Origin of the sequence: Streptomyces sp. NPDC005576 (genome assembly GCF_042871745.1) — a bacterium.
Classification (GTDB): domain Bacteria; phylum Actinomycetota; class Actinomycetes; order Streptomycetales; family Streptomycetaceae; genus Streptomyces.
Genome location: NZ_JBIAJC010000013.1, coordinates 257,348 through 283,678, shown reverse-complemented (window position 1 = coordinate 283,678; position 26,331 = coordinate 257,348). Strand labels below are relative to the sequence as shown.

At 69.3% G+C, this 26,331-nt stretch carries 18 protein-coding genes; 8 read left to right on the top strand and 10 right to left on the bottom strand.

Annotated elements, in window-relative coordinates:
* Positions 1-1,153: 1,153 nt before the first annotated feature.
* Together shc and ACFYPN_RS24395 are read right to left on the bottom strand one after the other, a co-directional pair.
* Positions 1,154-3,058 carry a squalene--hopene cyclase gene (gene shc, locus ACFYPN_RS24400; protein ID WP_389300942.1) on the bottom strand — a complete coding sequence of 635 codons (1,905 nt, stop codon included), beginning with the start codon at positions 3,056-3,058 and terminating at the stop codon, positions 1,154-1,156.
* Positions 3,059-3,134: 76 nt separating this feature from the next.
* Positions 3,135-4,373, bottom strand: a complete 1,239-nt coding sequence (locus ACFYPN_RS24395; RefSeq protein ID WP_389300940.1) for a cytochrome P450 — start codon at positions 4,371-4,373, stop codon at positions 3,135-3,137.
* A 416-nt stretch (positions 4,374-4,789) separates the two neighbouring features.
* On the opposite strand from ACFYPN_RS24395, the gene ACFYPN_RS24390 reads away from it, so the two are divergent.
* Together ACFYPN_RS24390 and ACFYPN_RS24385 are read left to right on the top strand one after the other, a co-directional pair.
* Positions 4,790-4,978: a hypothetical protein gene (locus ACFYPN_RS24390; protein WP_358763595.1), complete on the top strand. Its 189-nt coding sequence runs from the start codon at positions 4,790-4,792 to the stop codon at positions 4,976-4,978.
* A gap of 106 nt (positions 4,979-5,084) precedes the next feature.
* Entirely contained in the window at positions 5,085-6,269 is a 1,185-nt protein-coding gene (locus ACFYPN_RS24385; protein ID WP_358763597.1) for an alcohol dehydrogenase catalytic domain-containing protein, read from the top strand.
* 280 nt (positions 6,270-6,549) lie between these two features.
* Here ACFYPN_RS24385 and ACFYPN_RS24380 read toward each other — a convergent pair whose 3' ends face one another.
* From ACFYPN_RS24380 to ACFYPN_RS24350, 7 genes are all read right to left on the bottom strand, one after another.
* Positions 6,550-7,413 (bottom strand): hypothetical protein, encoded by an 864-nt coding sequence (locus ACFYPN_RS24380; protein ID WP_389300938.1) that lies wholly within the window; start codon positions 7,411-7,413, stop codon positions 6,550-6,552.
* A 247-nt stretch (positions 7,414-7,660) separates the two neighbouring features.
* Positions 7,661-8,110 (bottom strand): MarR family transcriptional regulator, encoded by a 450-nt coding sequence (locus ACFYPN_RS24375; protein ID WP_358763600.1) that lies wholly within the window; start codon positions 8,108-8,110, stop codon positions 7,661-7,663.
* A gap of 95 nt (positions 8,111-8,205) precedes the next feature.
* The gene (locus ACFYPN_RS24370; RefSeq protein ID WP_389300935.1) at positions 8,206-9,072 is read right to left on the bottom strand and encodes a fumarylacetoacetate hydrolase family protein; all 867 of its coding nucleotides are present in this window, start codon (positions 9,070-9,072) and stop codon (positions 8,206-8,208) included.
* Positions 9,073-9,158: 86 nt separating this feature from the next.
* The gene (locus tag ACFYPN_RS24365; RefSeq protein WP_389300932.1) at positions 9,159-10,199 is read right to left on the bottom strand and encodes a cupin domain-containing protein; all 1,041 of its coding nucleotides are present in this window, start codon (positions 10,197-10,199) and stop codon (positions 9,159-9,161) included.
* Positions 10,200-10,219: 20 nt separating this feature from the next.
* Positions 10,220-11,434, bottom strand: coding sequence for an FAD-dependent monooxygenase (locus tag ACFYPN_RS24360; protein ID WP_358763606.1), 1,215 nt, complete (start codon positions 11,432-11,434; stop codon positions 10,220-10,222).
* 457 nt (positions 11,435-11,891) lie between these two features.
* Positions 11,892-12,902 carry a LacI family DNA-binding transcriptional regulator gene (locus ACFYPN_RS24355; protein WP_358763608.1) on the bottom strand — a complete coding sequence of 337 codons (1,011 nt, stop codon included), beginning with the start codon at positions 12,900-12,902 and terminating at the stop codon, positions 11,892-11,894.
* Between the two features lie 105 nt (positions 12,903-13,007).
* Positions 13,008-14,021: a LacI family DNA-binding transcriptional regulator gene (locus ACFYPN_RS24350; protein WP_358763609.1), complete on the bottom strand. Its 1,014-nt coding sequence runs from the start codon at positions 14,019-14,021 to the stop codon at positions 13,008-13,010.
* Between the two features lie 289 nt (positions 14,022-14,310).
* Here ACFYPN_RS24350 and ACFYPN_RS24345 point away from each other — a divergent pair, with 289 nt between their 5' ends.
* The 6 genes from ACFYPN_RS24345 to ACFYPN_RS24320 all read left to right on the top strand — a co-directional run bounded on the left by ACFYPN_RS24345 (position 14,311) and on the right by ACFYPN_RS24320 (position 24,740).
* Positions 14,311-15,627 carry an extracellular solute-binding protein gene (locus ACFYPN_RS24345; protein ID WP_358763611.1) on the top strand — a complete coding sequence of 439 codons (1,317 nt, stop codon included), beginning with the start codon at positions 14,311-14,313 and terminating at the stop codon, positions 15,625-15,627.
* Between the two features lie 156 nt (positions 15,628-15,783).
* Positions 15,784-16,668, top strand: coding sequence for a sugar ABC transporter permease (locus tag ACFYPN_RS24340; RefSeq protein ID WP_358763613.1), 885 nt, complete (start codon positions 15,784-15,786; stop codon positions 16,666-16,668).
* Positions 16,669-16,671: 3 nt separating this feature from the next.
* The gene (locus ACFYPN_RS24335) at positions 16,672-17,580 is read left to right on the top strand and encodes a carbohydrate ABC transporter permease (RefSeq protein WP_358763615.1); all 909 of its coding nucleotides are present in this window, start codon (positions 16,672-16,674) and stop codon (positions 17,578-17,580) included.
* A gap of 75 nt (positions 17,581-17,655) precedes the next feature.
* A complete protein-coding gene (locus ACFYPN_RS24330; protein ID WP_389300926.1) occupies positions 17,656-20,232 on the top strand; it encodes a family 78 glycoside hydrolase catalytic domain in 2,577 nt (858 codons plus the stop codon).
* Positions 20,233-20,744: 512 nt separating this feature from the next.
* Positions 20,745-23,222: a glycoside hydrolase family 3 C-terminal domain-containing protein gene (locus ACFYPN_RS24325; protein WP_389300924.1), complete on the top strand. Its 2,478-nt coding sequence runs from the start codon at positions 20,745-20,747 to the stop codon at positions 23,220-23,222.
* Between the two features lie 228 nt (positions 23,223-23,450).
* Positions 23,451-24,740: an extracellular solute-binding protein gene (locus tag ACFYPN_RS24320; RefSeq protein ID WP_358763620.1), complete on the top strand. Its 1,290-nt coding sequence runs from the start codon at positions 23,451-23,453 to the stop codon at positions 24,738-24,740.
* A 106-nt stretch (positions 24,741-24,846) separates the two neighbouring features.
* On the opposite strand, the gene ACFYPN_RS24315 is transcribed toward ACFYPN_RS24320, so the two are convergent.
* Entirely contained in the window at positions 24,847-26,289 is a 1,443-nt protein-coding gene (locus ACFYPN_RS24315) for an aldehyde dehydrogenase (RefSeq protein WP_358763622.1), read from the bottom strand.
* Between the last annotated feature and the right edge of the window lie 42 nt (positions 26,290-26,331).

Here is a 26,331-nt window from a genome sequence, read left to right as displayed (position 1 = left end):
CAAGGGCTCCCACTTCCTCGCCTTCCTCGGGCTCGCAGCCGCCCTGACCTGCTACAGGAAACTCACCAGGATCGCCACGTGAGACATCCTCTTAGAAAGGTCGAGGTTATGGTGACGTTCCTGACCGTGTCCGAGCTTCATGACTCGCCCCACGAACAGCCCGGAAGCAATGGACAAGATGGTCCATATTCCACACAACATAAGCATTTGATCACTCAATTCCGCACGGTGATTGCGCAATCGATTTTCAGAGCTGGTCCGGTCAGCGGCTTGCGACGCAACAATTCACAGTCACACTGCACTGTCGCGCGGTGTAGCGGCCCATTCCGACGACAGCAGGACGGGGGAGTGGACAGAAGGATGTCGATGACCATTTACCTCTCCCTTCGGTTCTTTCTCCACATGAGCCATGCAAACATGCCGACCACCAGTGCGAAGATGAGCACGACGACGATGTTTCCGGCAGTTCCGCCAGGAATCCATGAACCGCGCCCGTATGCCAGTTCCACGGTCTCTTTCTCCTGTTCGTGGGCGGTGGAGAACGGGCCTGAGCCGCCCGTCCCGTAAGAAAGTGGTGAGCTGCGGGAGTGCTGGTTCGGCAACTCCGCCGACGTGGGCACCCACAACATCGGCCCAAGGCGACATGCCTTTCCTCTGCAGCAGCATGAAGTACGCCTGCTGCGGAAGCCGGCGGCCTTGTCGCTGGAGGGGGCTGTGGGCCGGCGAACAGCGCCGGGTCTTGGTCAGGCTGCCCTTGCCGTCAAAGGTGTAGCCGCCGGAGTCGCTCCGGTTCGCCGCGTCGCGGGGCAGCCACCGGAAGGTGCTGCCGTCACCGGCGGTCTTGCGGCTGCCGCGCGCGTCGTAGGTGTAGGCGTACACGTCTTGCCACCCCCTGACGTCGCGACACCCATGAGCCGGCCGGCGGTGCCGTCGTTGTACGTCGTCGTCTGCCCGGTCAGGTTGTCCGTAGACCAGCGCAGTGGGGGACGGTCATCGGTCTCCGTGGCAGGGCAGGTCCTCGGAGAGTTGACCGAGCGACAGCAGGTGGAGTCGAACGTCCGCACCGGAGCCGTTGCCGCGCGGGCCTCGGCGACGGGAGAGTAGACCCGTGCGACGGCCCGTGCGACGGGCCGACTGGGCTCGAGCGCGCACTTCAGCCCGGAGGCTGAGGCGCTTGTGGGGTAGGTGCCGGAGATGGACGGTTGACGAAGCGGGCCAGTGCGGTCAGCGGGTAGGTGAGCCGGTACATGTCGTAGTGCAGGTACATGTCGCCGGGGAAGCCGGTGCCCGTGAAGGCGTCCTCGTCCCAGTTGCCGTCTCTGCGCTGCTGCTGCGTGAGCCAGGTGATGCCGCGCTCGACGCTTTCGGAGGCGGGGTCCGCGGCAAGGAGGGCGATCAGTGCCCAAGCGGTCTGGGAGGGGGTGGAGGGTCCGCGACCGATCCAGGCCGGGTCCGTGTAGGACCGACAGTCCTCACCCCAGCCACCATCACTGTTCTGGCAGGTTTGCAGCATGGCCACAGCCCGTTCCACGGCTGGATGACGGGGAGCGACGCCCGCGGCGAGGAGGGCCGGTAGGACGCTGGACGTCCCGTACAGGTGATTGACTCCCCACCTGCCGTACCAGGAACCTCGTTCGTCCTGCTGGTCGAGGAGCCAGTCCAGAGCTCGCTGTGCGGCCGGCGTGTTGCGCCGACCGTGGGCACACAGCGCCTCCAGCACGTGTCCGGTGACGTCTGCTGAGGGCGGGTCGGTGAGTGCCCCGAAGTCGCAGAAGGGCAGTTGTGCGCAGAGCGTGCTGGTGTTGTCGGCGTCGAAGGCGCCGAACGCCCCGTTGCGGCTCGCCATCCCGGTCATCCAGGCCAGGCCCGTCCGGATCGCGTCGGCCGCACCGGGATGGCGGACCCGTGACAGGGCCAGGACCGCTTCGGCGGTGTCGTCCGTGTCCGGGTAGATGTCGTTGTCGAACTCGAACGCCCAGCCGCCCGGAAGCAGCGCGGGCCGTTTGACGCGCCAGTCTCCGTACGTGTGGATCTGCTCGTCGATGATCCATCGGGCGGCTCTGACCAGCGCTGCATCGTCGGGTTGCGTCCCGCTGTCGGCGAGGGCGATCACCGCCAGGACGGTGTCCCACACTGGCGACGTGCATGACTGGAAGCGGCGCCCTCGGCTGTCCGTGACCGTATACCGGTCCAAGCCTGCGAAGGCCCGTGCGAGGACTGGATGCTCGTGGGGATAGCCCAGCAGGGTCAGGGCGATCATCGAATACACCCAGGGGGGCTGGATGCCTCCCCAGCAGCCGTCCTTCTCTTGCCGCGCGAGGATCCACTCCTCCGCCCGGCGCAGGGCCGCCCGCCGGAGCCTGCCGATCGGCCGGTCGTGGTAGCGGTGCAGGACCCGATCGAGGCAGGTGAAGATCCGCCCGATACCCCGGAGCGGCGCTTTCGGCACGGGCTGCGGGCTCCGCAACTCGTCCAAGCGGAAGGGAAGTTCGCGAACCGGCCGCAGGGTCATGACAATGCTGAGCGGCACGATCGTCTGGCGGGCCCAGTACGCCCACCGGTAGAGGCTGAGCGGCACCCACGACGGCAGAAAGACGACCTCGGGCGGCATGATGGGAATCCGCCGCCAGTCCCACACGCCGAAGAGCGCCAGCCATACCTTGGTGAAGACTCGGACGTGCTCCAGTCCGCCCGACTGCCGGATGTACTCTGCGGCGCGTTCCATGGGGGGATCGCTCTGCGGGTAACCCGCCAGGCGCAGCGCCACATACGCTTCGACCGTGGTCGACAGGTTGGGGGGACCGCCGTGGAAGTTGGTCCACGTGCCGTCCTCGCGCTGGCGGCTGCGGATCCAGCGGGCCGTGTCCTGGGTCGCGCGCAGAGTGCGAATGCCGAGGAACTCGCGCATCAGCAGATCCTGCGCCTCCATGGTCACGTTGGTCTCGACCTCGCCCGCCCACCAGCCTTCCGGTGACTGCAGGGAAAGCAGAGCCTCCCGAGCGCGATGCATGGCGGCTGCGGCACGTTCACGGGTGGACGGCGTTTCGGTGACGGTCATGTGTGCCCCTCACGATGTGTGCGGACGTGCCCCTCGGCGAGCGAGCCCCGTGCCACGGCCTGCCGAGGAACTCCGCCTATGCCCGGACGGTGACCGGCAAACTGCTGTGGCCGCGCAGAGCCAGACCGGGGCGTCGCCGTGGCGCCCCGGCCGGTTCGACGGCCGAGAACCGCCGGACCATCTCCGAGAAGACCGTTACCGCCTCCAAACGGGCCAGATGAGTACCCAGGCAGTAGTGGATGCCGGAGGCGAACGACAGATGACCCGGCCCCTCACGGCCGACGTCGAACCGGTCCGGGTCCTTGAAGCGCCCCGGATCCCGGTTGGCGGCCGCCAGCAGCGTGACGACCGTCTGACCGGGCACCAGATCGACACCCGCGAACGTCACCGGCTCGAGGACGGAACGGCCGTCCACCGGCACCGGTGCGTCGCAGCGCAGCATCTCCTCCACCGCCCGGACCGTGTCCACCCCGCCGGATCGCCACCGTTCCCACAGCCCCTCCTGCTCGAACACCAGGCGCAGGCCGTTGCCCAGCAGGTTGGCCGTGGTCTCGAAGCCCGCTCCGAACAGGAGAATCGCGGAGGAGACCATCTCTTCCAGCGTCAGACGCTGCTCGTCGTGCGAGTGGACCAGGCGCATCAGCACCCCGTCGCGCAGATGCTCACGCCGGTCCGTGAGCCACGCGGTCAGATACTCGACGAACGCCGTCTCGGCGAGCGCCGCGCGCTCCAGCGCGTCGGCAGACGCCTCCGCGGACAGCACGGCGGAGAAATCGGCCGCCCAGGGCTGAAAGAGCTCGACGTCATCCTCGGGGAGCCCCAGTAGGTCGGCGATCACCTGGAGCGGCAGCCTGCGCGCCACCTCCGGCACGAAATCCGATGCCACCCCTGGTCGCAGACCCGCCAGCAGACCGGCTACGCGCTGTCTCACCGCCGGCCCGAGGGCCTCGACCTGAGCGGTGGTGAACGCCGCCGCCACCGCGCGGCGCAGCCGCGTGTGGTCGGGGGGATTGGAGAACACCATGCTGGCGCGGACGCGGCCGAGCAGTCGCTCGAGATTGTCCGAGGACGCCGAGGTGAACTCGAACGCCATGAGGTCGGCGCCCTTACCCAGTGCTGGATGGCGCAGAGCCGCCTCGCACGGACTGAAGGCGCTCAGCACCAGCACGCCTTCCGCGGTGAGGAGCACGGGGGCCGCTTCCCGGAGTTGCCGGTAGAGCGGAGCCGGGTCCTGGTCTCCCGCCGGGGCCAGCGCGGCGTAGAACAAGGCGTCCAGGTCGTTGTCACGCACCGTACGAATCCGTTGGTCAGCCACAGAGCCACCTTTCCAGGCCGGTGACATCGCACCAGGTCTGTGTCATTCGTCCCTACCGCAGGAGCGGTACAAACAGAGAACATAATTTCTGGTCGTTCGTGTTCGAATGCGCTGCACCGCTGCCCTGCTGTCGGTCAGCAGGTCGCCGACGACGCGGCGGCCCCTCCACCGTTCGGAGTTTCCGGGTTCGCCCACTGGTGAGGGACAGCCTTGAGGGGCCGCCCGGTACATGGAAAAAGAGTGGTTCGGGTGAGTAGTACCCGATCACCGGGTAGGCGGAGATCACCGAAGGAAACGATGCCTTTGCGCGGCTTACCCGCTCCGAGAGGACAAACAAGCGGGCAGCGGGGTTCGGGGCCGGGACGCGAGCGCCGGTACGCCCTTTGCGGGGTCCCGTCCGAGGAAAGAGGAGAGACATGAACGACATCGACCGTGAGCGCGGGAAGAAGCCCTCCGACAGCGCCGCCGACGAGCTTCTCCATGAGATCGAGGACGCCGAGACGGACGACGTGACCGGCGGCGAGCGGTCCACGGAGGACGGTGAAGCCGCGGACGCGCTGACACCGAACGAAGAAGCGCAGGAAGACGCGCGAAAGAACTCCTGAATCATCCGGTGCGACAGGCCGCAGGCCGTGCGCACGACCTGGGATGGCGGCAGGGGCATTCGGAGCGCATGGAATCACCTGGCCGCGATGCGAAAGGCAGAACGACATGCGGGCACTGACCTATCAGGGAAAGCGGGACGTCAGGGTCGAGACGGTCCCCGATCCGACCATCGAGCAGCCCGACGACATCATCGTGCGGGTCACGTCGACCGGGATCTGTGGCTCCGACCTCCACCTCTATGAAGTGCTCGGCCCCTACCTGGACCCCGGCGACATCCTCGGCCACGAGCCCATGGGTGTCGTGGAGGAGGTGGGACCGGAGGTGACCGCACTCTCCCCCGGCGATCGCGTGGTGATCCCCTTCAACGTCTCGTGCGGCCACTGCTACATGTGCGACCGGGGCCTGCACTCCCAGTGCGAGACGACCCAGGTGCGTGAACGCGGCACCGGAGCCTCGCTCTTCGGATACACCAAGCTCTACGGCCAGGTTCCGGGCGGGCAGGCGGAACTTCTGCGCGTCCCGTTCGGCAACAGCCTGCCGATCCAGGTACCGCAGGGCCCGCCGGACGACCGGTTCGTCTACCTGTCCGACGTGCTCCCCACCGCCTGGCAGGCCGTCGAGTACGCCGCGATCCCGCCCGGCGGCACGGTGACCGTCCTGGGCCTCGGCCCGATCGGGGCGATGGCCGCACGGATCGCCCAGTACCGCGGAGCCGGCCTGGTCATCGGCGTGGACCTCGTCCCCGACCGGCTGGAGCGCGCGAGCGCGTACGGTGCCAAGTGCCTGGATCTGCGCCGTTACGGCAAGGACCTCGGCGACGCGATCCGCGAGCTCACCGACGGACGCGGTACGGATGCCGTCATCGACGCCGTCGGGATGGAGGCGCACGGCGCCCCGGTCGCCAAGGCGGCCCAGTGGGCGGTCGGACTGATGCCGGACGCGGTCGGCGAGCGCTTGATGGACAAGGCGGGGGTGGACCGCCTGTCCGCGCTGTACGCGGCGATCGACGCGGTGCGCCGCGGCGGCACGATCTCGCTCTCCGGCGTCTACGGCGGCTCCGCCGATCCGCTGCCCCTGATGACGATGTTCGACAAGCAGATCCAGCTCCGCATGGGGCAGGCGAACGTGAAGCGCTGGGTCGACGACCTCCTGCCGCTCCTCACCGACGACGACCCGCTGGGCGTCGACGCCTTCGCCACCCACCACCTGCCGCTGGAACAGGGACCGGAGGCGTACCGGACGTTCCAGGAGAAGGCCGACGGCATGATCAAGACCTTGCTGAGGCCGTGAGGGTCTGAGGCTCTCCGGCCCGGAGGGCCCCAGGGCGCTCCCCGGACGACTCCTCGCTCCGCGGAGCGGGCGGCGCCCCGAGGGGCGCCCTCGCTCCGCGGGTGATCGTCCGATGGTGCCTGATCACCCGACAGGTGCCTGTCGGCTGTGTTCCTCGACCGACTTCTCGACGGTCTGCGCACACACGGTGAACATCTCGGGGCCTGCTCCGGTGGAGCTTCCGGTGACTGCGATCCGCGCGTGCCCTGTGCTGCCGGTCGGTCGGGGCGCTCGCCGGGTGTCAGTCCCGAGGAGCCTCCTCGCTCACGGTCTCCCCGAAACGCCAGGAGCCCCGGCCGTCGCCCGCCTCCGCGCGCAGTCCCGTCTCCCAGGCGATGCGGGCAGCCCGCGCCCGGGGCACGAGGGGGAAGTCCTCGGGGCTGACCTCGAGGTAGTCATGACGGCCGACGGGGTACGCGCGCAGGATCGCACGCAGTCGGCCCTCCTGCTCCTCCCGCGCAAGGCGGTCGTCGGCGACAGCCCGGGCGGTCTCGCGCCCGGCGAGACGCGATCCCCGCCGGGCCACCACGACGACGGCGAGGACCGCGGCCAGCGAGAACGCACCCGCACCGACCGCCTCACCCGTCGTGTCGGCCTGACCCGGCGTCTGAGGCCGGAGTTCACCCCGGGGGTCCTCGATCACCCTCAGCAGTTGACCGACGTCGTACCGGTCGTTCGGACGCCTCATGGCCGGCCCACGGACCCGGGTGCCGTCCCGCCGCTCCAGTTCGTAGAAATAACTGGCCGTGCGGCCCCCGGACTCGCGCCACTGGCTCACGACCGTGGCCGTGACCGCCACGCCTCTTCGCTCCAGCACGAGATCGTCGCGGGCCAGGCCGGCGGTGTACACGGACATGGCGGAGGTACCCACGATGAACAGCGTCGCGTAGGCGCTGGACTCCTTGGCGCCCAGTTTCGCGATCAGCAGGACGAGCAGAACCGCGTGGATCCCCCACAGGGGAATCAGCAGAACGAGCCCGAAGTCGTCGGCGAGGGCGTAGAACGCCACCGTCGCACCGAGGGCGTAGCAAGCGATGCCGACCGCCAGGAGGACGGGGTGGCGCGCACGCCGTCTCCGTGCCGCGCTCTCCGTGACGTCACTCATGACGGCTCCTCCCGGGCGTTCCCCGCTGACCCGACGAGCAGCCACCGGACCCGCGACCACCCCTCGGCGGAGCCGCGGTGTGCAGGCACCGCACCGGCGGCGTTGCCGAGGACGACGACCCCGTGGACACCGCTCGTCGGCGAGCATGGCGGTCAGCGACGGCGAATCCCTCCACAGGATGCATGTCATCAGCCGTCGGCGGTAGACCGGCGACACACGCGCCGACACGGCCCTCCCACTCGGTCCGCTATACCGCGCCGTCGAGCGGCTCTTCGTCCATGGAGGCGATCTTGCGGAGGACGTTCGCGGCCAGGGACCGTTCGTTCTCCGTCAGTGAGCGAAGGAGCTGCTCGTTGATGCGTTTCGCCGGAGGGATGAGTGAGTCGAGCAGCGCGGACCCTTCGGCGGTGAGCCTCAGCAGGGTGCGTCTGCGGTCCTTCTCGTCCCGCACTTGGCTCAGATGTCCCTGGTCGACCAGGCGGCGGACCATCTGGTTGACCGTGGAGCGGTCCAGGGACGTGTGGTGCGCGAGGGTGCGCTGGTCGATGCCGGGCTCCTGGCGCAGGGCATTGAGGACGGCGAACTGCTGTGAGGTGATGTCGCGGGACACGTGCCGGAACCAGAGCGAGGTGTGCACCTGCTCCGCGCGCCGGATCAGATGCCCGACGTAGTTGTGCAGCTCCAGTGCGCGCGCCACGATGCTCCGTTCGTTCTGCTCTCGAGGTGGTGCCGGACACCACCAGCCCCCGGGAGTCTACGAGTGGCCGGCCCCACCTCGTGGCCGTGGCGCCGTCAGGGGGCCTGCCGCCCCGGGCGCTGCTCGTAGGGGACGGCCCGGGACCCGTCGACGCCCACGTCCAGCCGGCCGACCCGCTCGATGTCCAGGACGATCCTGTCGCCGTGGCCGAGCGGTCCCACGCCGGCCGGTGTGCCGGTCGCGATCACGTCACCGGGGTGCAGGGTCATGACGGACGACGTGTAAGCGATCAGTTCACGGACGCCGAAGATGAGATCCGCGGTGTTCGTCCGTTGCCGGGTCTCCCCGCCGACGTCGCAGCGCAGGTCGAGGGAGTCGGGGTCCGGTATCTCGTCGGCGGTGACGATCCAGGGCCCCATCGGTGTGAAGGTGTCGAAGGACTTGCGGGTGGAGCGGTCCTCGCCGGAGCGGACGGTGATGTCCAGGACGCAGGTGTAGCCGAAGATGTGGTCCAGCGCGTCCGCCGCGTCGACATGGCTGGCGGTGCGGCCGATGACGACGCCCAGTTCGCCCTCCTGGTCGGTGCGCTTGTCCGTATACGGCAGAAGGACGTCCTGGCCCGGCCCGATGACCGACGAGTTGGCCTTGAGGAAGACGCCGAGGTCGGCGATGGAGGTGGTGTACTCCATCTCGGCCTTGTGGTCCAGGTAGTTGACCGGCGCGCCGATGATCTTGCCGGGTCGGGGCAGCGGCGCCTCCAGGACCACCTGGGCCAAGGGGATGCGCGGGAGTCCGGAGAGGGCCGGCCGGACGGCACCCTCACGGGCCGTGGTCTCGATGTGATGGTGCAGCGCTCCGGCAGGGCCGGGTGTGCCGGGGCCGGCGAGTTGCTCGGTCACGTCGACGAGGTCGTCGCCGTCGACGACTCCGAGCCGTCCCTCGTTGAACAGGGCCAGACGCATCTGGGCCTCCTTGCGGGATAGCGGGATAGCGGGATTCGGGAAGGGAGCTGCGGGGTACGGGAACGCGAGGCCGGCTCGGCCGAGGTTCAGGCGCCGGGGTCGGCGTCTTCCGCGCGGTACAGGCCGAGGGAGCGCATGACGGGTTCGTTGCTGTAGGAGAACAGGACCACGTCGTTCGAGGCGGAGCGGTTGAGGTGCCGGTAGGACGCCCAGCCGGGCACGGTGAAGGTGTCGTTCTCCGACCACTCCAACCGCACGCCGTCCACGATCGTGGTGCCCTCACCGCGGACCACGGTGAAGATGGTGGAGGCGGTGTGCCGGTGGCCGGCTCCCTGGAAGCCCGGGCGCAGCCGCTGGACCCGGCAGCCGATGGTCGGCATGACGGGTCCGCCCGTCCACGGGTTGGTGTATTCCAGGACGATGCCGTCGACGTCACTGCCCTCGGCGGTGTCGGAGATGCCCTCCAGGGCACGTCGGGTCTCCTCCCAGGTGTAGCGCGACACGGGGGAGTGGGGCCCGTCCTGGGTGAGCCAGACCGGGTTCAGCCGACCGTGCAGGAACTGCCTGCTGCCCGCGTCGTCAGGGCGGGTGACGGGTTGGAGGCGCTGGGGGTACTTCTCGTAGAAGCCGGCCTCCAGGGCGTTGACGAGGGGGTAGTCGAGGGCGTCGAGCCAGATCATCGGCGCCTCGCCCTCATGGGTGTGGTCGTGCCAGTGCCAGCCGGGGGTGAGCAGCAGGTCGCCCGGCTCCATGAAGACGCGCTCGCCGTTGACCGTCGTCCACGCACCGCTGCCCTCCAGGATGAAGCGGAAGGCGTTGGACGTGTGCCGGTGGGCCTGGGCGGTCTCGCCGGGCAGGATGATCTGCAGCCCCGCGTACAGGGTGTTGACGGTGGCGGGTGGATCGGTCAGGCCGGGATTCACCAGCATGAGCACCCTGCGTTCTGCCTCGTCCAGCGAGAGCGTTTCGGAGAAGTGCAGCAGATGCGGCCGCAGTTCCTGCCAGCTCCAGCGGTACGGCACGGCACGGCTCTTCGGCTGCGCGGGGAACAGATCGCCGTAGAAGCGCCACAGCGGTGCGGCGCCTGCCGTCTCCAGGGCCTTGTAGGCGGGGTCGTCGGTGGTCATGCGTCCTCCTTCGGTCGTGCTCACACGGCGGGAACTGCTGGTGCGGCCGGTGTCCACACCCATGAGATGTCGTCGAAGTCGTCGGGCTCGCGGCCCTTGAGGAGCAGGTTGCGGAAGGTGGCACCCATACCCTCCACGTGGCAGATCTCGCCGAAGCGGCGGGCGTTGGTCTGGATGCGGGCCGCTCGTTCCGTGCGCTGCGCGGCGTATGCGGTGAAAGCGTCGGTGGGGTCGCCGAACCGTCCGAACGCCTCGCCCAGTGCCACCGCGTCCTCCAGTGCCTGGCAGGCGCCTTGGGCCAGGTACTGGAGCATCGGGTGGGCGGCGTCGCCGAGGAGGACGATCCGGCCGTGCACCCACGTGTCGAGGGGGAGCCGGTCGTAGAGGGGCCACCGCCGGTCGCGCGAGACGAGCGGCAGGGCATCGCGGACGGTCTGGCAGGTGCCGGCGAAGCGTTCTTCGAGTTCGGCCTCGGTGCCCCAGTCGTCGGAGTCCGGCAGGTAGTGGTCGCTCTCGAAGACGGCGACCTGGTTGTACAGCTCGCCGCGGCGTACGGGGTACTGCACCAGGTGCATCCGGGGCCCGGCCCACACCATCACGGCCTCCGACGCGGCGTGCTGGGACATGCGACCGGTCATCTTCTGCGTCGGCAGAGCTCCGCGGAAGGCCACGTAGCGGGAACAGACCGGCTCTCCGTCGCCCACCAGGGCCTGGCGCAGGCGGGAGCGGAGGCCGTCCGCAGCCACGACCGCGTCCGCCGCCAGGACCGGGTGGGACTTTGCGAAGTGGAGCCGGGCCCCCGACTCGTCCTGTTCGACATGGGTGACGGTGTGCCCGGTGCGCAGGGTGACGGACGGGTGCTCCTGGCAGGCGGCCAGCAGTGCGGCGTGCAAGTCGGTGCGGTGGGTGACGAGGTAGGGATGGGTGAAGCGCTCGGTGTAGGCGGCACTGCGCAGGTCCAGTGACGTGACCTCGTCACCGGTCAGGGCATCCATCATGACGAGCCGGGGCGGGGCGACCGCCGTGTGCCGAACGGCCGACAGGACACCGAGTCGATCCAGGGCGAGGGAGGCGTTGGGCGCGAGCTGCAGACCGGCGCCGATCTCGCCGAACCGGGCGGCTCGTTCGACGAGGGTGACGTGGTGCCCGGCGCGGGCGACCGACAACGCCGCGGCCAGCCCACCGATGCCGCCCCCGACCACGGCGATGCGGAGAGGATCTCGGGTCACGGGCATACGGCCTCCTGGTGTGGAAGGGAACGGAGGGCACCGGCAGAAGGGCCGGCGCAAATGATCCGCACACCAATCGTTGGTGTGCGGATCATGTTGCGACGGTGTTTCCCCGATGTCAATGGGTTGTCGACGGAAGGACCGCTCGGGTTCCTGGCCGCCCGACGGGCGGTTCAGGCGTGCGGGCTCCGAGGCATCCACGGGGTGGATCCGGAGCATCCGGAATACGGATCACGGCAGGGCTGGGCAGGCCGCCCCTCAGGACCGCATAGTCGTGGCACATCCCCTGGGCCGGGTCCGCCCGTGCGACGACGTCCTCGCCCGCGGTTCTGTCGCCACGGATCTTCACCCTCTCCCGTCCCACGTTCCGGAGTGCCGCCATGCCCCCTTCCGCCGCACACCCGGCCGCCGGACGCCGACCCCTCCGCCGCACCGTGCTCCCGAGAGGAGCCGAGCCCCGCGGTTACCGCGTCGGCGCCGACAGGGTGGACCGGCGCACGACCAGTTCGGGCCGGAGCACGACGTGGCCGTGCTCGTGACCGGCGCCGTACGTCGTGTCCTCGATGAGCAGATGGCCGGCCTTCCGCCCCATGGCGACGGCCGGCCGTCGTACCGAGGTGAGCGGCACGGCGGCGGACGCCGCGTACTCGATGTCGTCGTAGCCGACCAGCGCGATGTCCTCGGGGATTCTCAGTCCCGCCGGGTACAGAGCCTGCACCACCCCCAGAGCCAGCAGGTCGTCGGCGCAGAAGACGGCGGTCGGCCGGACCGGCAGGCCGAGAATGCGGTGCCCGGCGTCCCTGCCGGCCTGCACGGTCAGGGCGGGGCACGACAGTTCGTGCAGGGAGGCTCCGACGAGTCCGGCCCGGCTGACGGCAGTGCGAGCGCCTGCGCGCCTGTTCCGTACCGAGGGGAGCGGGTCGGGGCCTGTGACGTGGGCGATGGAGCGGTGCCCTCGCTCGAGCAGGTGGTGCACCGCCGCGTAGCCTCCGGCGACATCGTCGATCCCCACGGAACAGGCCGCCGCTTCGGGCGCGTCCTGGTCGGCCACGACGAAGGGCACGGCGTGCCGGCGGAACGCGGCCATGGTCCGGTCGACCCCTTCACCGGCTATCAGCACCACACCCCGCACCCGGTGCGAGACGATCAGGGAGAGGTGCCGTGCCTCCTCCCCGGGGTCGCGGGCGTCGGTGCAGACCATGACGCCGAGGTCGGCTTCGCGCGCGGCCTGCTGGACCCCGGTGGCCAGTGCCGTGAAGAACGGGTCGGCCGGCCCGGACGTCACGACGGCGATCACGCGCGAGGCGAGGCCGTGCAACTGCCGGGCGCCGTCAGTCCTGATGTAACCGATCGCGCCGATCACGTCCAGCACCCGTCTCCGCGTGGACTCGGCCACCAACTCCGGCCGGTTGAGCACGTTCGAGACGGTTCCGAGCGACACACCGGCTTCGCGTGCGACGTCCTTGATGCCCACCCGGCGCCGCCTCGTGCCGTCCTCCCGTACACCGGTACCGGTCTCCTCCGTGCGTCCCGCGGTCCGGCGTGGCGGACGCGGCACCGGGGGCAGGGGGGCCACCGGCTAACGGCCTTGCGCGGGCGCCGTACTGCCCCGTGTGACCAGACGAGGGGTCATCGTCGTCTGCATGGCCCTGTCCCGCCGGCCTTCCACCCGCTCGATGAGCAGGCGGGCGGCGGCAGAGCCCATGGTGTGTCCGGCCTGGTCGACGCTGGTCAGCTGGACGGTCGCCAGCGCGGCCAGGGCGGTGTTGTTGTAGCCGACGAGCGAGAGGTCGTCGGGGATGCGCAGGCCGAGTTCGTGGGCGGCGCGGTAGATGCCGAGGGCCGCCACGTCGGCTCCGGTCATGACGGCGGTCGGGGGGCGGTCCTGCGTCAGCAGGGTCATGCCCGCCTTGAAGCCGCCGTCGTCGGAGTACGCGGCATGCAGTACCCGCGCGTGCTCGGAGAGTCCGTGCCGTTCCATGGCTTCGAGGTACCCGGCGGTCAGCACGATCTCCGGGGTGCGCTTCCACCGGTTGGCCTTCGTGCCGGGGGCCGGGACCAGGGCGATGTCGCGATGGCCGAGCGAGACCAGATGGTCGACGACCAGCCCCGCGCCCACGTCGTCGGCGTCGACCACCGAGTCGTGTGCGTCGGAGCCGTCGTGATGGCCGAGGACGACGGTCGGCGTGGACGCAGCCGTTGCCAGTACCTCGTCCCGCGACGTACCGGGCGCGATGAGGATCAGGCCGTCCATCTGACGGTCCACCATGGAGCGAATCGTCTTGGCCTGCTCCTCCGGGCCGAACCCGGCGGCACCGATCAGGACGGTGTACTCGCTGGTACGGAGCTCGTCCTGGACGCCGTCGAGGATGTCGGCGAAGAACGCGTTACGGACGTTGTCGAGCAGGACGCCGATCGTGTAGGTCCGGCCGCGCATGCCCCGTGCGGCCGCGTGCGGCCGGTATCCGAGTTCGGCGATGGCGGCCTTGACCCTCTCCTGCATGGCAGGGCTCACGCCGTAGGCGTTGCGCATCACCTTGGAGACCGCGGCCGTGGAGACGCCGGCGTGGCGGGCGACGTCGGTGATGGTCACGCGCTTGTTCTGTCTGGGTGTCGCAGCCCGGTCCATCGTAAGTACTCCGGATCTTGTAGTCGTGAGTATAACGGTCTACACCTTCACCCCCCTGTGTCGTCAAGGCTACGTGCACAACACCACGGTGTTACCTCTCCGTGTCTTGACGGAGCAAGGAGAGGGGTGCAGGGTGATGCCAATCCGAGTAGAGAACGTTTTACACGTTCGTCCGACGCGGCAGGGCCCATCACGTTGCCCGCCGTGCCGCCCCCTTTCCTCGCCTTCTCTCCGTACTTCTTGGGAGTCTTCCGTGTCCCCTCGTATGCCCCGTACCCGTCGAGTGCGCCCCAGCCTGGCCGTCGCCGGCACGGCTTCGCTCGCCCTGCTCGCCACCGCCTGCGGCGGCAGCGGATCCGGGTCCTCGTCCGCGCCGAAGGAGTTCAGCTACCTCAGCGTCACCGAGAACACCGCGGTCAAGACGGCACTCACCACCCTCTCCCAGGGCGCCTGCAAGGCGGAGAACACGGCACTGCCGCTGAAGGTGGAGACGGTTCCGCAGGCGAGCCTCGACCAGAAACTCCAGCTCCTCGCCGGCCAGGACGCCCTGCCGGTCCAGTTCGCCGCCGGCAACGCCCCCGCGCTGACGAACCAGCTCAACAAGTCCGGGAAGGTCGCCGACCTGGAGACGGAGCTCAAGGGCCTCGGGGTCCTGGACCAGATCGAGCCCGCGGCCGTCTCCACGGTCAAGGCGCTGTACGGGGGCAAGCTCGCGGTCCTGCCGTACGAGTACAACATCGAGGGCATCTTCTACAACAAGAAGCTCTTCTCCGACAACGGACTGCAGGAGCCCACCACCTGGGACGCCCTGGTGGACGCGTCCGCGAAGCTTCGGAGCACGGGCGTGCAGCCCTTCTCGGCCTCCGGTCAGCAGGGCTGGCCCCTGACCCGTCTGATCAGCGACTACCTCTACCGCAGCCTGGGGCCGGACGCGCTGCAGAAGGTCGCGGACGGCAAGGCGAAGCTGACCGACCCCGAGTACCTGAAGGGCGCCGAGGAGATCGCGGCCCTGGGGAAGAAGGGTTACTTCGGCAAGGGGGTGGGTTCCATCGACTACGACACCGCGATGAACCAGTTCCTGACCGGCAAGGCCGCCATGTTCTACATGGGGAGCTGGGCGCTGAGCAACATCTCCGACGCGAAGCAGAACAAGGTGGGTGCCCAGAACGTAGGGTTCATGCCCTTCCCGGCGGTCACCGGTGGCAAGGGCGCGATCGGCCAGTACCCCTCCAACGTCGGTCTGGGGATCACCCTCGCCAAGAAGTCCTTCGACTCCAAGACGGGTGACTGGGCGGCCTGCATCGCGAAGAACTACGGCGCCACCGCTCTGAAGGACCAAGGCGCCATTTCCGGCTTCAAGGTGAACGGCGACGTCAAGGACGCCAACCCGGTCACCACGCAGGTCCGGGAGACGATCGGCGCGTCTGAGCAGAACGTGCTCTGGTTCGAAGCGCTGTTCAACACGAAGGCCACCACGGTCAGCCAGACCAACGCCGCCTCCCTGGTCAGCGGCAGCATGAGCCCGCAGAAGTTCATGCAGACCGTGCAGGACGCCCTGACCGCCAAGTGACCGCCGAGTGACCGGCCGGGGGCGGCGCACCGGCCTCCTGGGCCGTTCCGAAACGTGGCCCGGCGCACCCCGTGTGCGCCGCCCCGGTCCTGCCCGACAGGTCCCCCTCCACGGCAACTTCACGGCAACTTCCATGCAACGAAGTGGACTCCACCCATGCACCGCGTCCTCGGTGACCGCAGGGCCATTCTGATCCTGCTCGGTCCCGCTCTCCTCGTCTACTCCCTGATCATGCTGGTCCCGATGGTGTGGTCGCTCGGGTACTCGTTCACCCGGGGCAACACCATCGACGGCTTCACCGGCAACGGACTGGACAACTTCCAGCGCCTGCTCACCGACGACGCCGTACGGGAAGCCCTCTGGTTCACCCTCGAGTACGCCGTCGTGGTGACGGTCGGACAGGTCGTCGCGGGCTACCTGCTCGCACTGCTCTACGTCTTCTTCCTCAAGCGCGCCTCGGCTCTCGTGCGCACACTCGTCTTCTTCCCCGTAGTGCTCCCGACGGTCGCCGTCGGCCTGCTCTTCCAGAAGTTCTTCCAGGTCGCACCGCAGACCGGTCCCGTCAACTCCCTGCTGAACATGGTGGGTCTGGACTCGATCGACTTCTTCGGCAGCGCCGGGAGCGCCTTCTGGGTGCTGATCACCATGGACATCTGGCGCTCCATGGGCTTCTACGCCGTGCTGCTCTTCGCCGGCCTGGTCGACATCCCCGACGAGGTCCTCGAATCCGCCCGGCTGGACGGAGCGACGGGACTCAGGCTGGTCCGCCACATCGTGCTGCCCCTCTCCCTGCCGGTGCTGATGTCGTCGCTGATCTTCAGCATCAACGGCACCTTGAAAGCCTTCGACTCCATCGTCGCGCTGACCAACGGCGGTCCCGGCAACAGCACGAGCCCGCTGACCCTGTACATGTTCCAGACGTCGTTCACCTACGGCGACTACGGCTACGGCAGCACCATCGCGCTGCTCCTGACCGTGGTGTGCCTGATGGTGAGCCTGGTCGTCTACCGCGTCTCGCGGCGCGACCTCACGGAGGGCTGACCCATGGCCATCGAGACCCCCACGAAGACCTCCGTCGGACACCCGGGCCGGGACGCGTCCCCGCGAGCAGCTCGCGGCCGGAAGGGCCGCGCCGGCAGCCGGATCTGGGTGAAGATCGTCGTCGCACTGCTCCTGGTCGTCGAGTTGTACCCCCTGATCTGGATGTTCTTCACGTCGCTCAAGACCAACGACGACTACCTGAACCACTCGACCTGGAGCCTGCCCACGACGTGGGAATGGGGCAATTACTCCGAGGCGTGGACCACGGGCAACATCGGTCTGTACATCCAGAACAGCCTGCTCGCCGTCGTCCCGGCACTGGCCCTGATGCTGCTCCTGGGCACGGCCGCGGGCTTCGCCCTGCAGGTCATGGTCTGGAAGGGCCGCGGCCTCACGCTGCTGATCTTCCTCGCGGGCATGATGGTGCCCCCGCAGATGATCCTGCTGCCCCTGTTCACCGCCTACTTCCAGACCGGCCTGTCGGGCACGCTGTGGCCGCTGATCCTCACCTACACCGGCACCGGCCTGCCCCTGACCGTCTTCATGATGGCCACGTACTACCGTGCGGTTCCCCGCGAACTCTTCGAAGCCGCCACCATCGACGGCGCCGGCATCCTGCGCGCGTTCTGGACCATCAGTGTCCCCATGGTCCGCAACGCCCTGCTCACGGTCGGTCTGGTCCAGTTCTTCTTCATCTGGAACGACCTGCTCATCGCGCTGACCTTCACCAACGACCAGGACCTGCGCACCATCCAGGTCGGCCTGCTCAACTTCACCGGCGACTTCGGTGCCACCCAGTACGGCCCCCTGTTCGCGGCCATCTGCATCAACGTCTTCGGCACCCTCCTGATCTACCTCTTCCTCAACCAGAAGGTCATGAAGGGCCTCACCTCGGGAGCGGTCAAGGGCTGACCCCCGCCCGCCACCGCGCTCGCTCCCGCACGTGCTAGAAAGGTCCTCCCGTTGCTCCCCCCTCCCCCCTCCCCGGTGTCCTTCGAGCACCTTCCCGACGGACTCGGCGTCGGAGTCGCCGCCCCCCGGCTCACCTGGACCCTGCCGCCGGGATCCGGCCGGCAGCAGGCGTACGAACTGGAGGTCGACCGCTCCGGCACCGTCCGGCGCACCGGACGCGTCGACGACGACACCCACGTACTCGCCCCCTGGCCCGGCGAGCCGCTGGCGTCCCGCGAACGCGCGAGAGTCAGGGTCCGCGTCTGGACCCCCGACGCCGAGGAGCCGACAGCCTGGAGCGATCCGCAGACCGTCGAAGCCGGCCTGCTGGCGCCCACCGACTGGCAGGCGGTCCCCGTCGGCGCCGGATGGGACGAGGACCCGGAGGCCGAGCGCCGCCCGGCCCGGGTCCGCAAGGACTTCCGGCTCGACCGCCCCGTGGCGTACGCCCGTCTGTACGTCTCGGCGCACGGCCTGTACGAGGCGGAGATCAACGGCCGCCGGGTCGGCGACGAGACACTCGCCCCGGGATGGACCGTCTACCCGCACCGGCTGCGCTACCGCACCCACGACGTCACCGACCTCCTCACCGAGGGCGCCAACACCGTCGGCGCCTGGCTCGGCGACGGCTGGTACCGCGGCAAGTACGGCTTCGACGGCGGCACCCGCAACATCTACGGGAAAGATCAGGCGCTCATCGCCCAACTGGAGGTGCGGTACCGCGACGGCACCATCTGCGTCGTCGCCACCGACGGCAGCTGGAGCGCGGCACCCGGTCCGATCCTGACCAGCGGCCTCTACGAGGGCGAGACCTTCGACGCCCGACTGCACGATCCGCAGTGGTGCACCCCGTCGCCCTCGCAGACCGCCGCCGACACGTGGACGCCCGTACGGACCGGCCACCGTGACCCCGCGACCCTGGTCGCGCCCATGGGGCCACCGGTCCGCCGCACCGAGGAGATCGTCCCCGTCTCCCTCACCCGCACCGAGGACGGACGCCACCTCCTCGACTTCGGGCAGAACCTCGTGGGCCGCCTCCACGTCACGGTCGACGGGCCGGCCGGCACCACCGTCGTCCTCCGGCACGCTGAAGTACTGGAGAACGGCCGGCCGGCGACACGACCGCTGCGCGAGGCGTACGCCACCGACACGCTGATCCTCTCCGGCGAAGGCCCGCTCAGCTGGGAGCCACGCTTCACCATCCATGGCTTCCGCTACGCCGAAGTGTCCGGTTGGCCGGGCGAGTTGACCGCCGACATGGTGACGGCGCGCGTCCACCACACGGACATGCGCCGTACCGGCTGGTTCGAGTGCAGCGACCCCCAGGTCAGCCGCCTCCACGAGAACGTCGTCTGGAGCATGCGCGGCAACTTCGTCGACATACCCACCGACTGCCCCCAGCGCGACGAACGCCTCGGCTGGACCGGCGACATACAGGTCTTCGCCCCCACCGCGAGCTTCCTCCACGACTGCGCGGGGATGCTCGACTCCTGGCTCACCGACGTCGGCCTGGAACAACTCCCCGACGGCACCGTCCCCTGGTACGTGCCCGTCATACCCGGCGCCCCGATGTGGACGCCGATCCACCCCGGGGCGGCCTGGGGAGACGCGGCCGTGCTCACCCCCTGGACCCTCCACCAGCGCTTCGGCGACCTCGGTCTGCTCCGCCGCCACTACCCCATGGCCAAGAAGTGGGTCGACCTGGTGGAGCGCCTCGCCGGCCCGACCCGCCTGTGGGACACCGGCTTCCAGCTGGGCGACTGGCTGGACCCCGCCGCCCCGCCGGAGGACCCGGCGGCCGGCGTCACCGACCGCTACCTCGTCGCCACGGCCTACTTCGCCCACTCCGCCCGTCACCTCGGCCGTGCCGCCGCCGAGCTGGGGAAGGCCGCGGATTCCGACCGGTACGCAGCCCTGGCCGCCGAGGTGACGGAAGCCTTCCGCCACCGGTACGTCCTGCCGTCCGGCCGCATGACGAGCGACAGCCCCACCGCCTACGCCCTGGGAATCGCCTTCGATCTGCTCACCCCCGAGCAGCGCCGCGACGCGGGGGACCGGCTCGCCGAACTGGTCCTCGCGGACGATGCCCGTATCGCCACCGGCTTCGTCGGGACACCCCTGATCTGTGACGCACTCACCGACACCGGTCACCTGGACGTCGCCTACCGGCTGCTGCTCCAGACCGAGTGCCCCTCATGGCTGTACACCGTGACCCAGGGCGCGACCACGATCTGGGAACGCTGGGACAGCCTGCGGCCCGACGGGAGCCTCAACCCGGGCGGGATGACCTCCTTCAACCACTACGCGCTCGGCGCCGTCGCGGACTGGCTCCACCGGGTCGTCGGCGGCATCACCGCCACGGGCCCCGGCTACCGGGAGATCGCCTTCCGGCCGCGTCCCGGAGGAGGAATCACCTGGGCCCGCACCCGCCATGAGACCCCGTACGGAACCGCGGCCCTTTCTTGGGAAACGACCGCCACCGGCCTGACCGCCCGCTGCACCGTCCCCGAGGGCACCCGCGCCGTCGCCGAATTGCCCGGCTGTCCGCCGATTTCCCTCGGCGCGGGGGAACACGTCCTCGATACCGCCGCAATCGCCGGTATGGCTGCCTGAACGAATCGCACATCCGAACTCTGGACTGCCTGGCGCGATCACTGCCCGCGCCGGGCAGTCCAGGCGTTTGTGGGACCTGTTCAGGAATTCGGTATTACTGCCGTGGATGCGTGTGATCCAGCGGGCTGATGGAGGGGGCTTTCCGAGGGGAGTGAAATTGAAATTTTCAATTTTATTTCATCCCGGGAGATTCTGTTTCCGCTGGTAGGTGGCTTACTCGAAGTGGTGCTGTCGAAGGGTTGACCCTGGGATGAACAGGCAATAGCTTTCCCTCTGTTGGGCGAGACGCTTCGCGAGTCGGCGCCGAGATGCGCACGAATCGCTGTCGCGGGACGCGGCAGAGGCTGTCTCGAAAGAAGCGGAAGGCGAGACGCATGTGCATGCCTGCGATGCATGCATCACATGCTTTCTTTTCAGGCCGGGGTCACCCGAGAGCCTGACCTCTTGGGTGACCCCATTTCCCCTCGTGACGGAATATCGAGCAGCCGTCCATACGTATTCGGAGAGCCGCTGTGAACAGAAGAAAATTCCTCTCTGCCGCCACCTTCACCGCATTGGCCGTGGCCATGGTCCCGGTCATGGGCGGTCAGGCAGTGGGCGCTACCGACTCCGCCTCGCAGGACCGGGCCGACGCCCTGCTGGCCAGGATGACGGCGACCGAGAAGGAGGCCCTCGTACGCTGCGACTTCGCGGCCGTGGCGCACCTCGGTATCCCCGCCCTGACCATGGTCGACGCGTCCGCCGGTCTCCGGGGCGAGAAAGGGGTGACGGCCTTTCCCGTTCCGGTCGCTCAGGCGGCGACCTTCGACGAGGACCTTGCCGGCCGCATCGGCCGGGCGATCGGCACCGAGGGCAGGGGCAAGGGGTACAACAACCTGCTGGGCCCGACCGTGGATCTGACGCGGACCTGGCACTCCGGCCGCCAGTCCGAGGGCATGGGGGAGGACCCGCTGCTCGCCGGCCGCCTGGGAGCAGCCGTCACGGTCGGTATGCAGAGCCGTCAGGTGGCCGCCACGGTGAAGCACTTCGCGGCGTACACGCAGGAGACCAACCGGTTCTTCACCGACACCAAGGTGCCTGATCGCGCCCTGCGCGAGATCTACGAGGCGCCCTTCCGCCGCGTGGTCGCCGCCGCGCCGACCACGTCCGTGATGATGGCCTACCCGAAGATCAACGGAGCCTTCGCCGCGCAGAACCCCGCCCTCTTCGACGACCTCAAGAGGGGGCTCGGCCTCCAGGGCTACACGGTGCCGGACTTCTGGGCGGGCGACGACCAGGTCGCCGCCGCCCGGGCGGGCATGGACCTCGCCGGGCTCGGCCCCGGCGCGGTGACGATTCCCGGGGGCGGGCTCACGGGCGGCGCGATACCGGCCGCGCGACTCGACGACGCGGCCCGCCGCATCCTCGTCACGATGTTCGCGAACGGCCTCTTCGACAGCCCCGTCCCGGCCCCCGCAGACGACGTCAGCACACAGGAACACCGGGACCTCGCCCACGAGGCCGCGATCGCCTCCACGGTCCTGCTCGCCAACGGCTCCTCGGCCCTGCCGCTGACGGCCTCGGTGAGGTCGCTCGCCGTCATCGGTCCCGCCGGCGCCGACGCCCTGACCGGCGTCGGAGGATCCAGCTACGTCGATCCCGGAACCTGGACCACGCCGCTCCAGGCCATCCGTGCGCGGGCCGGAAGCTCCGTCACCGTCACCCATGCACAGGGCACCAAGGGCGACCTGCCCCTGGCCGTGGTCCCCTCGACGGTGTTGCGCGACAGCGCGGGCAGGGCCGGCCTGAGCGCCGCCTGCTTCGCGGGCGCCGAGCCCACCGGGTCTCCGGTGCTGACCAGGACGGACGCGGTGGTCGACTTCACCACCGCACCGGCGGCGAATCTGCCCGCCGTCTGGTCCGCGAAGTGGACCGGCACCCTCGTACCGACCATCACCGGCCTGCACCGCTTCTCCCTGCTGCCCGCCGGTACGGCCACCCTGAAGATCAATGGCACCGAGATCGTTTCCGGCACCCGGCAGATGCGCCGCTTCTTCCTCGGACCGTTCGACTACCCCCTCCAGGGGACCGCGCAGCTGACCGCGGGCCGCCCGGTGAGCATCGAACTGACCTACACCAACGCCACCGCCGAGTCCGGCACCTGCGGCCTGACCCTGGGCTGGCAGCCCGACTCCCTCGTCCCCGCCGCCGTCACCGCGGCGCGAGCGGCCGACGCCGCCGTCGTCTTCGTCAACCGGGTCGCCGGCGAGGCCATGGACCACGCACGACTCGACCTGCCGGCAGACCAGAACCAGCTCATCAGCGCCGTGGCGGCCGCGAACCCGCGCACGATCGTCGTCCTCAACACCGACGGGCCCGTCGCCACCCCCTGGCTGAACGAGGTGGAAGCCGTCCTCCAGCTCTGGTACGGGGGCCGTGGCATGGGAACCGCCCTCGCCGCCGTGCTCTTCGGGGACAGCGACCCCTCCGGCCGTCTCCCCGTCACCTTCCCCACCGACGCGACCCAGGGACCCGGCACCACCTCCGCGACCTACCCGGGCAAGAACGGTTCGGTCTCCTACGACGAGGGCATCTCCGTCGGGTACCGCTACTACGACGCTGCGGGCCAGCAACCCCGCTTCGCCTTCGGCCACGGCCTCTCCTACACCTCCTTCGCCCACGGGTCCCTGGAGGTGGTTTACGACCGGGCGAGCAGACAGGTCACCCTCTCCGTGACGGTCACCAACACGGGCCCACGCAAGGGCACGGAAGTGGTCCAGGTCTACGCCTCCCTGCCGGGTGCGGCAGCAGCGGAGCCCCGCCGCCTGGTCGCCTTCCAGAAGGTCGCCCTGGAAGCCGGGGGTTCACGGCGGCTGACCTTCACCGTCTCGCCGGGGGATCTGTCCGTCTGGCAGTCGGGCGGCTGGGTCCTCGCCCCCGGCCTGTACACCTTCGCCACGGCACGCTCGTCCCGCCACCTGACCGCACAGCGAAGCGTGACCGTCGGCTGACCGCACCCGGCTCGACACCCGGAGCGGCCACGCCCTGAACCGGCCACGGGCCGCACCCCGTCCAGCGCACCGGGCAGGTGTCCGCACGACTTCCTCCCGACCGTGCGAGCCGTGGGGTGCGGAATGCAGAGCACCGCGGCACCGCGCCCCACGGCCTTTTCCGCGCCGGACACCCCCCTGTCCTGCTTCTTCCATCCGACCATCCGACCATCCGCACGGAGCCTTCTCATGTCCTCAGCGCCACAACGCCCCACCGTGCGACGCGGGGCGTACCGCGGTACCGCGGCAACCGTCGCTGCCTCTCTCATCGGGCTGCTGTCCGCTTGCGGCGGTGACGTCGGTGCGGACGACAACACCTTGCGGATCACCGCCAACGTCACCGACCGTGCCTCCATGGACGCGGTGGTGGCAGCCTTCGGCAAGCTCGATCCGGAGGTGAAGGTGTCCGTGAACTACGCCGAAACGGATCAACTGCAGAAGAACCTGGGCACCCAACTCGCGTCGGGTGAGGGCCCCGACGTCTTCACGGTATGGCCCGGCAACGGGAACCCGGCCTCCGTGGTGCGCCTGCAGGAGGAGGGCCGGCTCTACGACCTCAGCGCACGCCGGTTCGCTGTGGACCTCCCCGGAGATGCCGCGTCGGTCGTTCAGGTCAAGTACCACACCTTCGCCGTGCCGGCCAACTACAGCGGCATCGGCGTCGTTTACTCCAAGGAGGCTCTCGCCGCGATCGGCGCCGAGCCACCGAAGACCTGGGACGAGCTGATCGGCCTGTGCCGGCAGGCGCGGGAAGGGGGCACGACCCTGCTGGCGCTGGGCAACGGGACTCCCTGGGTCACCCAACTGGTCAGCTACGCCCTCGCCGCCACCACCGTGTACGGCACGACCCCGGACTTCGACCAGAAGATGCAGGACGGGGACGCGACCTTCGCGACCTCCGGCTGGAAGGCAGCCCTCGAGAAGTACATGACGATGAACGACGAGGGCTGCTTCTCCGCAGACCCCTTGCACACCACCTACGAGGACACCGTCGCCGACGTGGCCGGGAACAGGGCCGTGGGCGTCGTACAGGTCGCCAGCAGCCTGGCCGAGATCCAAGCGCAGTCTCCCGGTCTCGAGCTGGGCATCTTCGTCCTGCCGGCCGGGAACTCGCCGTCACGCACCCGCATGCCGGCCGCGATCTCCGCGGCCTACGGGGTGAACGCGAAGGCCAAGCACATGGAGGCCGCTCTGGCGTTCGCGGACTTCATCGGATCGGCGGCGGGTCAGAACGCCTACAACCGCGCCGGGGCGACCCTGCCGGCCATCCCGAACGACGACTTCGACGTCAAACCCGCACTCGCCGCGATAGCGGAGGAACAACGGGCGGGAAAGGCTGTCCCCTTCATGGACCAACTCTGGCCCCACCCGGGGGTCCAGGAAGAACACTTCGCGCAGGTAGCGTCGCTGTTCGCCGGCCGCACCACGGTCGAGGCAGCCCTGGACGCCCTGGACCGCGCGTACACCTCGGAGTCCTGAGGGCCGTCCCGCGATGCCTGGGGGAAGGCGGTGCGCCTGCCGTCCGCACCGCCCGGGTCGCGTGGTTCGTCCGCGGCTGCCCGGTGGACGCGCCGGTCGGAGCGAATCAGAGGGTGATGGTCTTGTACTCGGTGTACGTACCGAGGCCGACGGCTCCGTACTCGCGGCCGATGCCACTGGCCTTGAAGCCTCCGAAGGGGCCGTCGAACGCGACGGAGGCGCCGTTGACGGTGACCGTGCCGGTGCGGATGCGGCGGGCGACGGCCAGGGCGTGGTTCTCGTCCGAGGACCACACACCGCCGGACAGCCCGTACTCGGAGTCGTTGGCGATGCGCACGGCGTCATCCTCGTCGTCGTACGCGATGACGACCAGGACCGGGCCGAAAATCTCCTCCCGCGCGATGCGCATCGAATTGTCGACGTCGGCGAAGACCGTCGGGGTGACGTAGTTGCCCTTCTCCAGCCCCTCGGGGATCTGCGGGCCGCCGGTCACCAGACGGGCTCCTTCCTCGATGCCCAGCTCGATGTAGTCGCGCACGCGCTGCTGCTGGTCTTGACGGATCATCGGGCCGATGAAGGTGTCCGGGTCGGTGGGGTCCCCGACCTTCAGCGACTCCACCAGCTCCTTCAACGCGGCCACCACCTCCTCGTACCGGGAGCGCGGGGCCAGGATCCGGGTCTGCGCGATGCACGACTCGCCATTGTTGAGCAGCGAACCGAACTTCAGCCCCCGTACCACCTCGGCGATGTCGGCGTCCGGCAGGATCACGGCGGCCGACTTCCCGCCCAGTTCGAGGCTGATCCGCTTCAGCTGCTCGCCGGCGATCGACGCGATCCGGCGCCCGGCCCGCGTCGAACCGGTGAAAGCGATCTTGTCCACGCCCGGGTGCGACACCAGGTACTCGCTGGTCTCCCGCTCTGCCGGCAGGACGCTGACCACGCCTTCCGGCAGACCGGTCCGTCCCAGCAGTTCGGCCAGCAATCCCATGCTCAACGAGTTCTCCGGTGACACCTTCAGGACGACCGGGTTCCCGGCGAGCAGCGCGGGGATGATCTTCGATGTCGCCGAGGAGAACGGGGAGTTCCACGGGATCACCGCGGCCACCACGCCAACCGCCTCGCGCCGCACCACACTGCGTCCCGGCGCATCGGGATCGCTCGACGCCAGAGTTTCTTCCCAGGCGAACTCCTGTGCCGCCTTCAGGTAGGCGTTCGCCTGTCGCGTCAGACCTGCCTGGCCCGCCAGGGTGAACCATGCGGCGGAGCCGTTCTCCGCGGAGGTCAGCGCCGCGATCCTCTCCGCGTTCGCCTCGCGCAAGTCGTTGAACCGGCGCAGGAGGGCGATGCGTTCGGCGGGGGCCGTCCCACGCCACACGCCGGTGTCGAAGGTGGCACGTGCCGCAGCCACCGCGCGGTCGATGTCGGCCGGCCGGGCCTGTGCCGCCCGGCCGATCAGGGACCGGTCGTGCGGGGAGCGGATGTTCAGCAGTTCCCCGTCGCTCGGAGCCACCCAGGACCCCGCGACGAAGAGCCTGTCATAGGTGATCATTTTCCGTCCTCCGGATAGTTGACTCTTATCTGTCACATCACT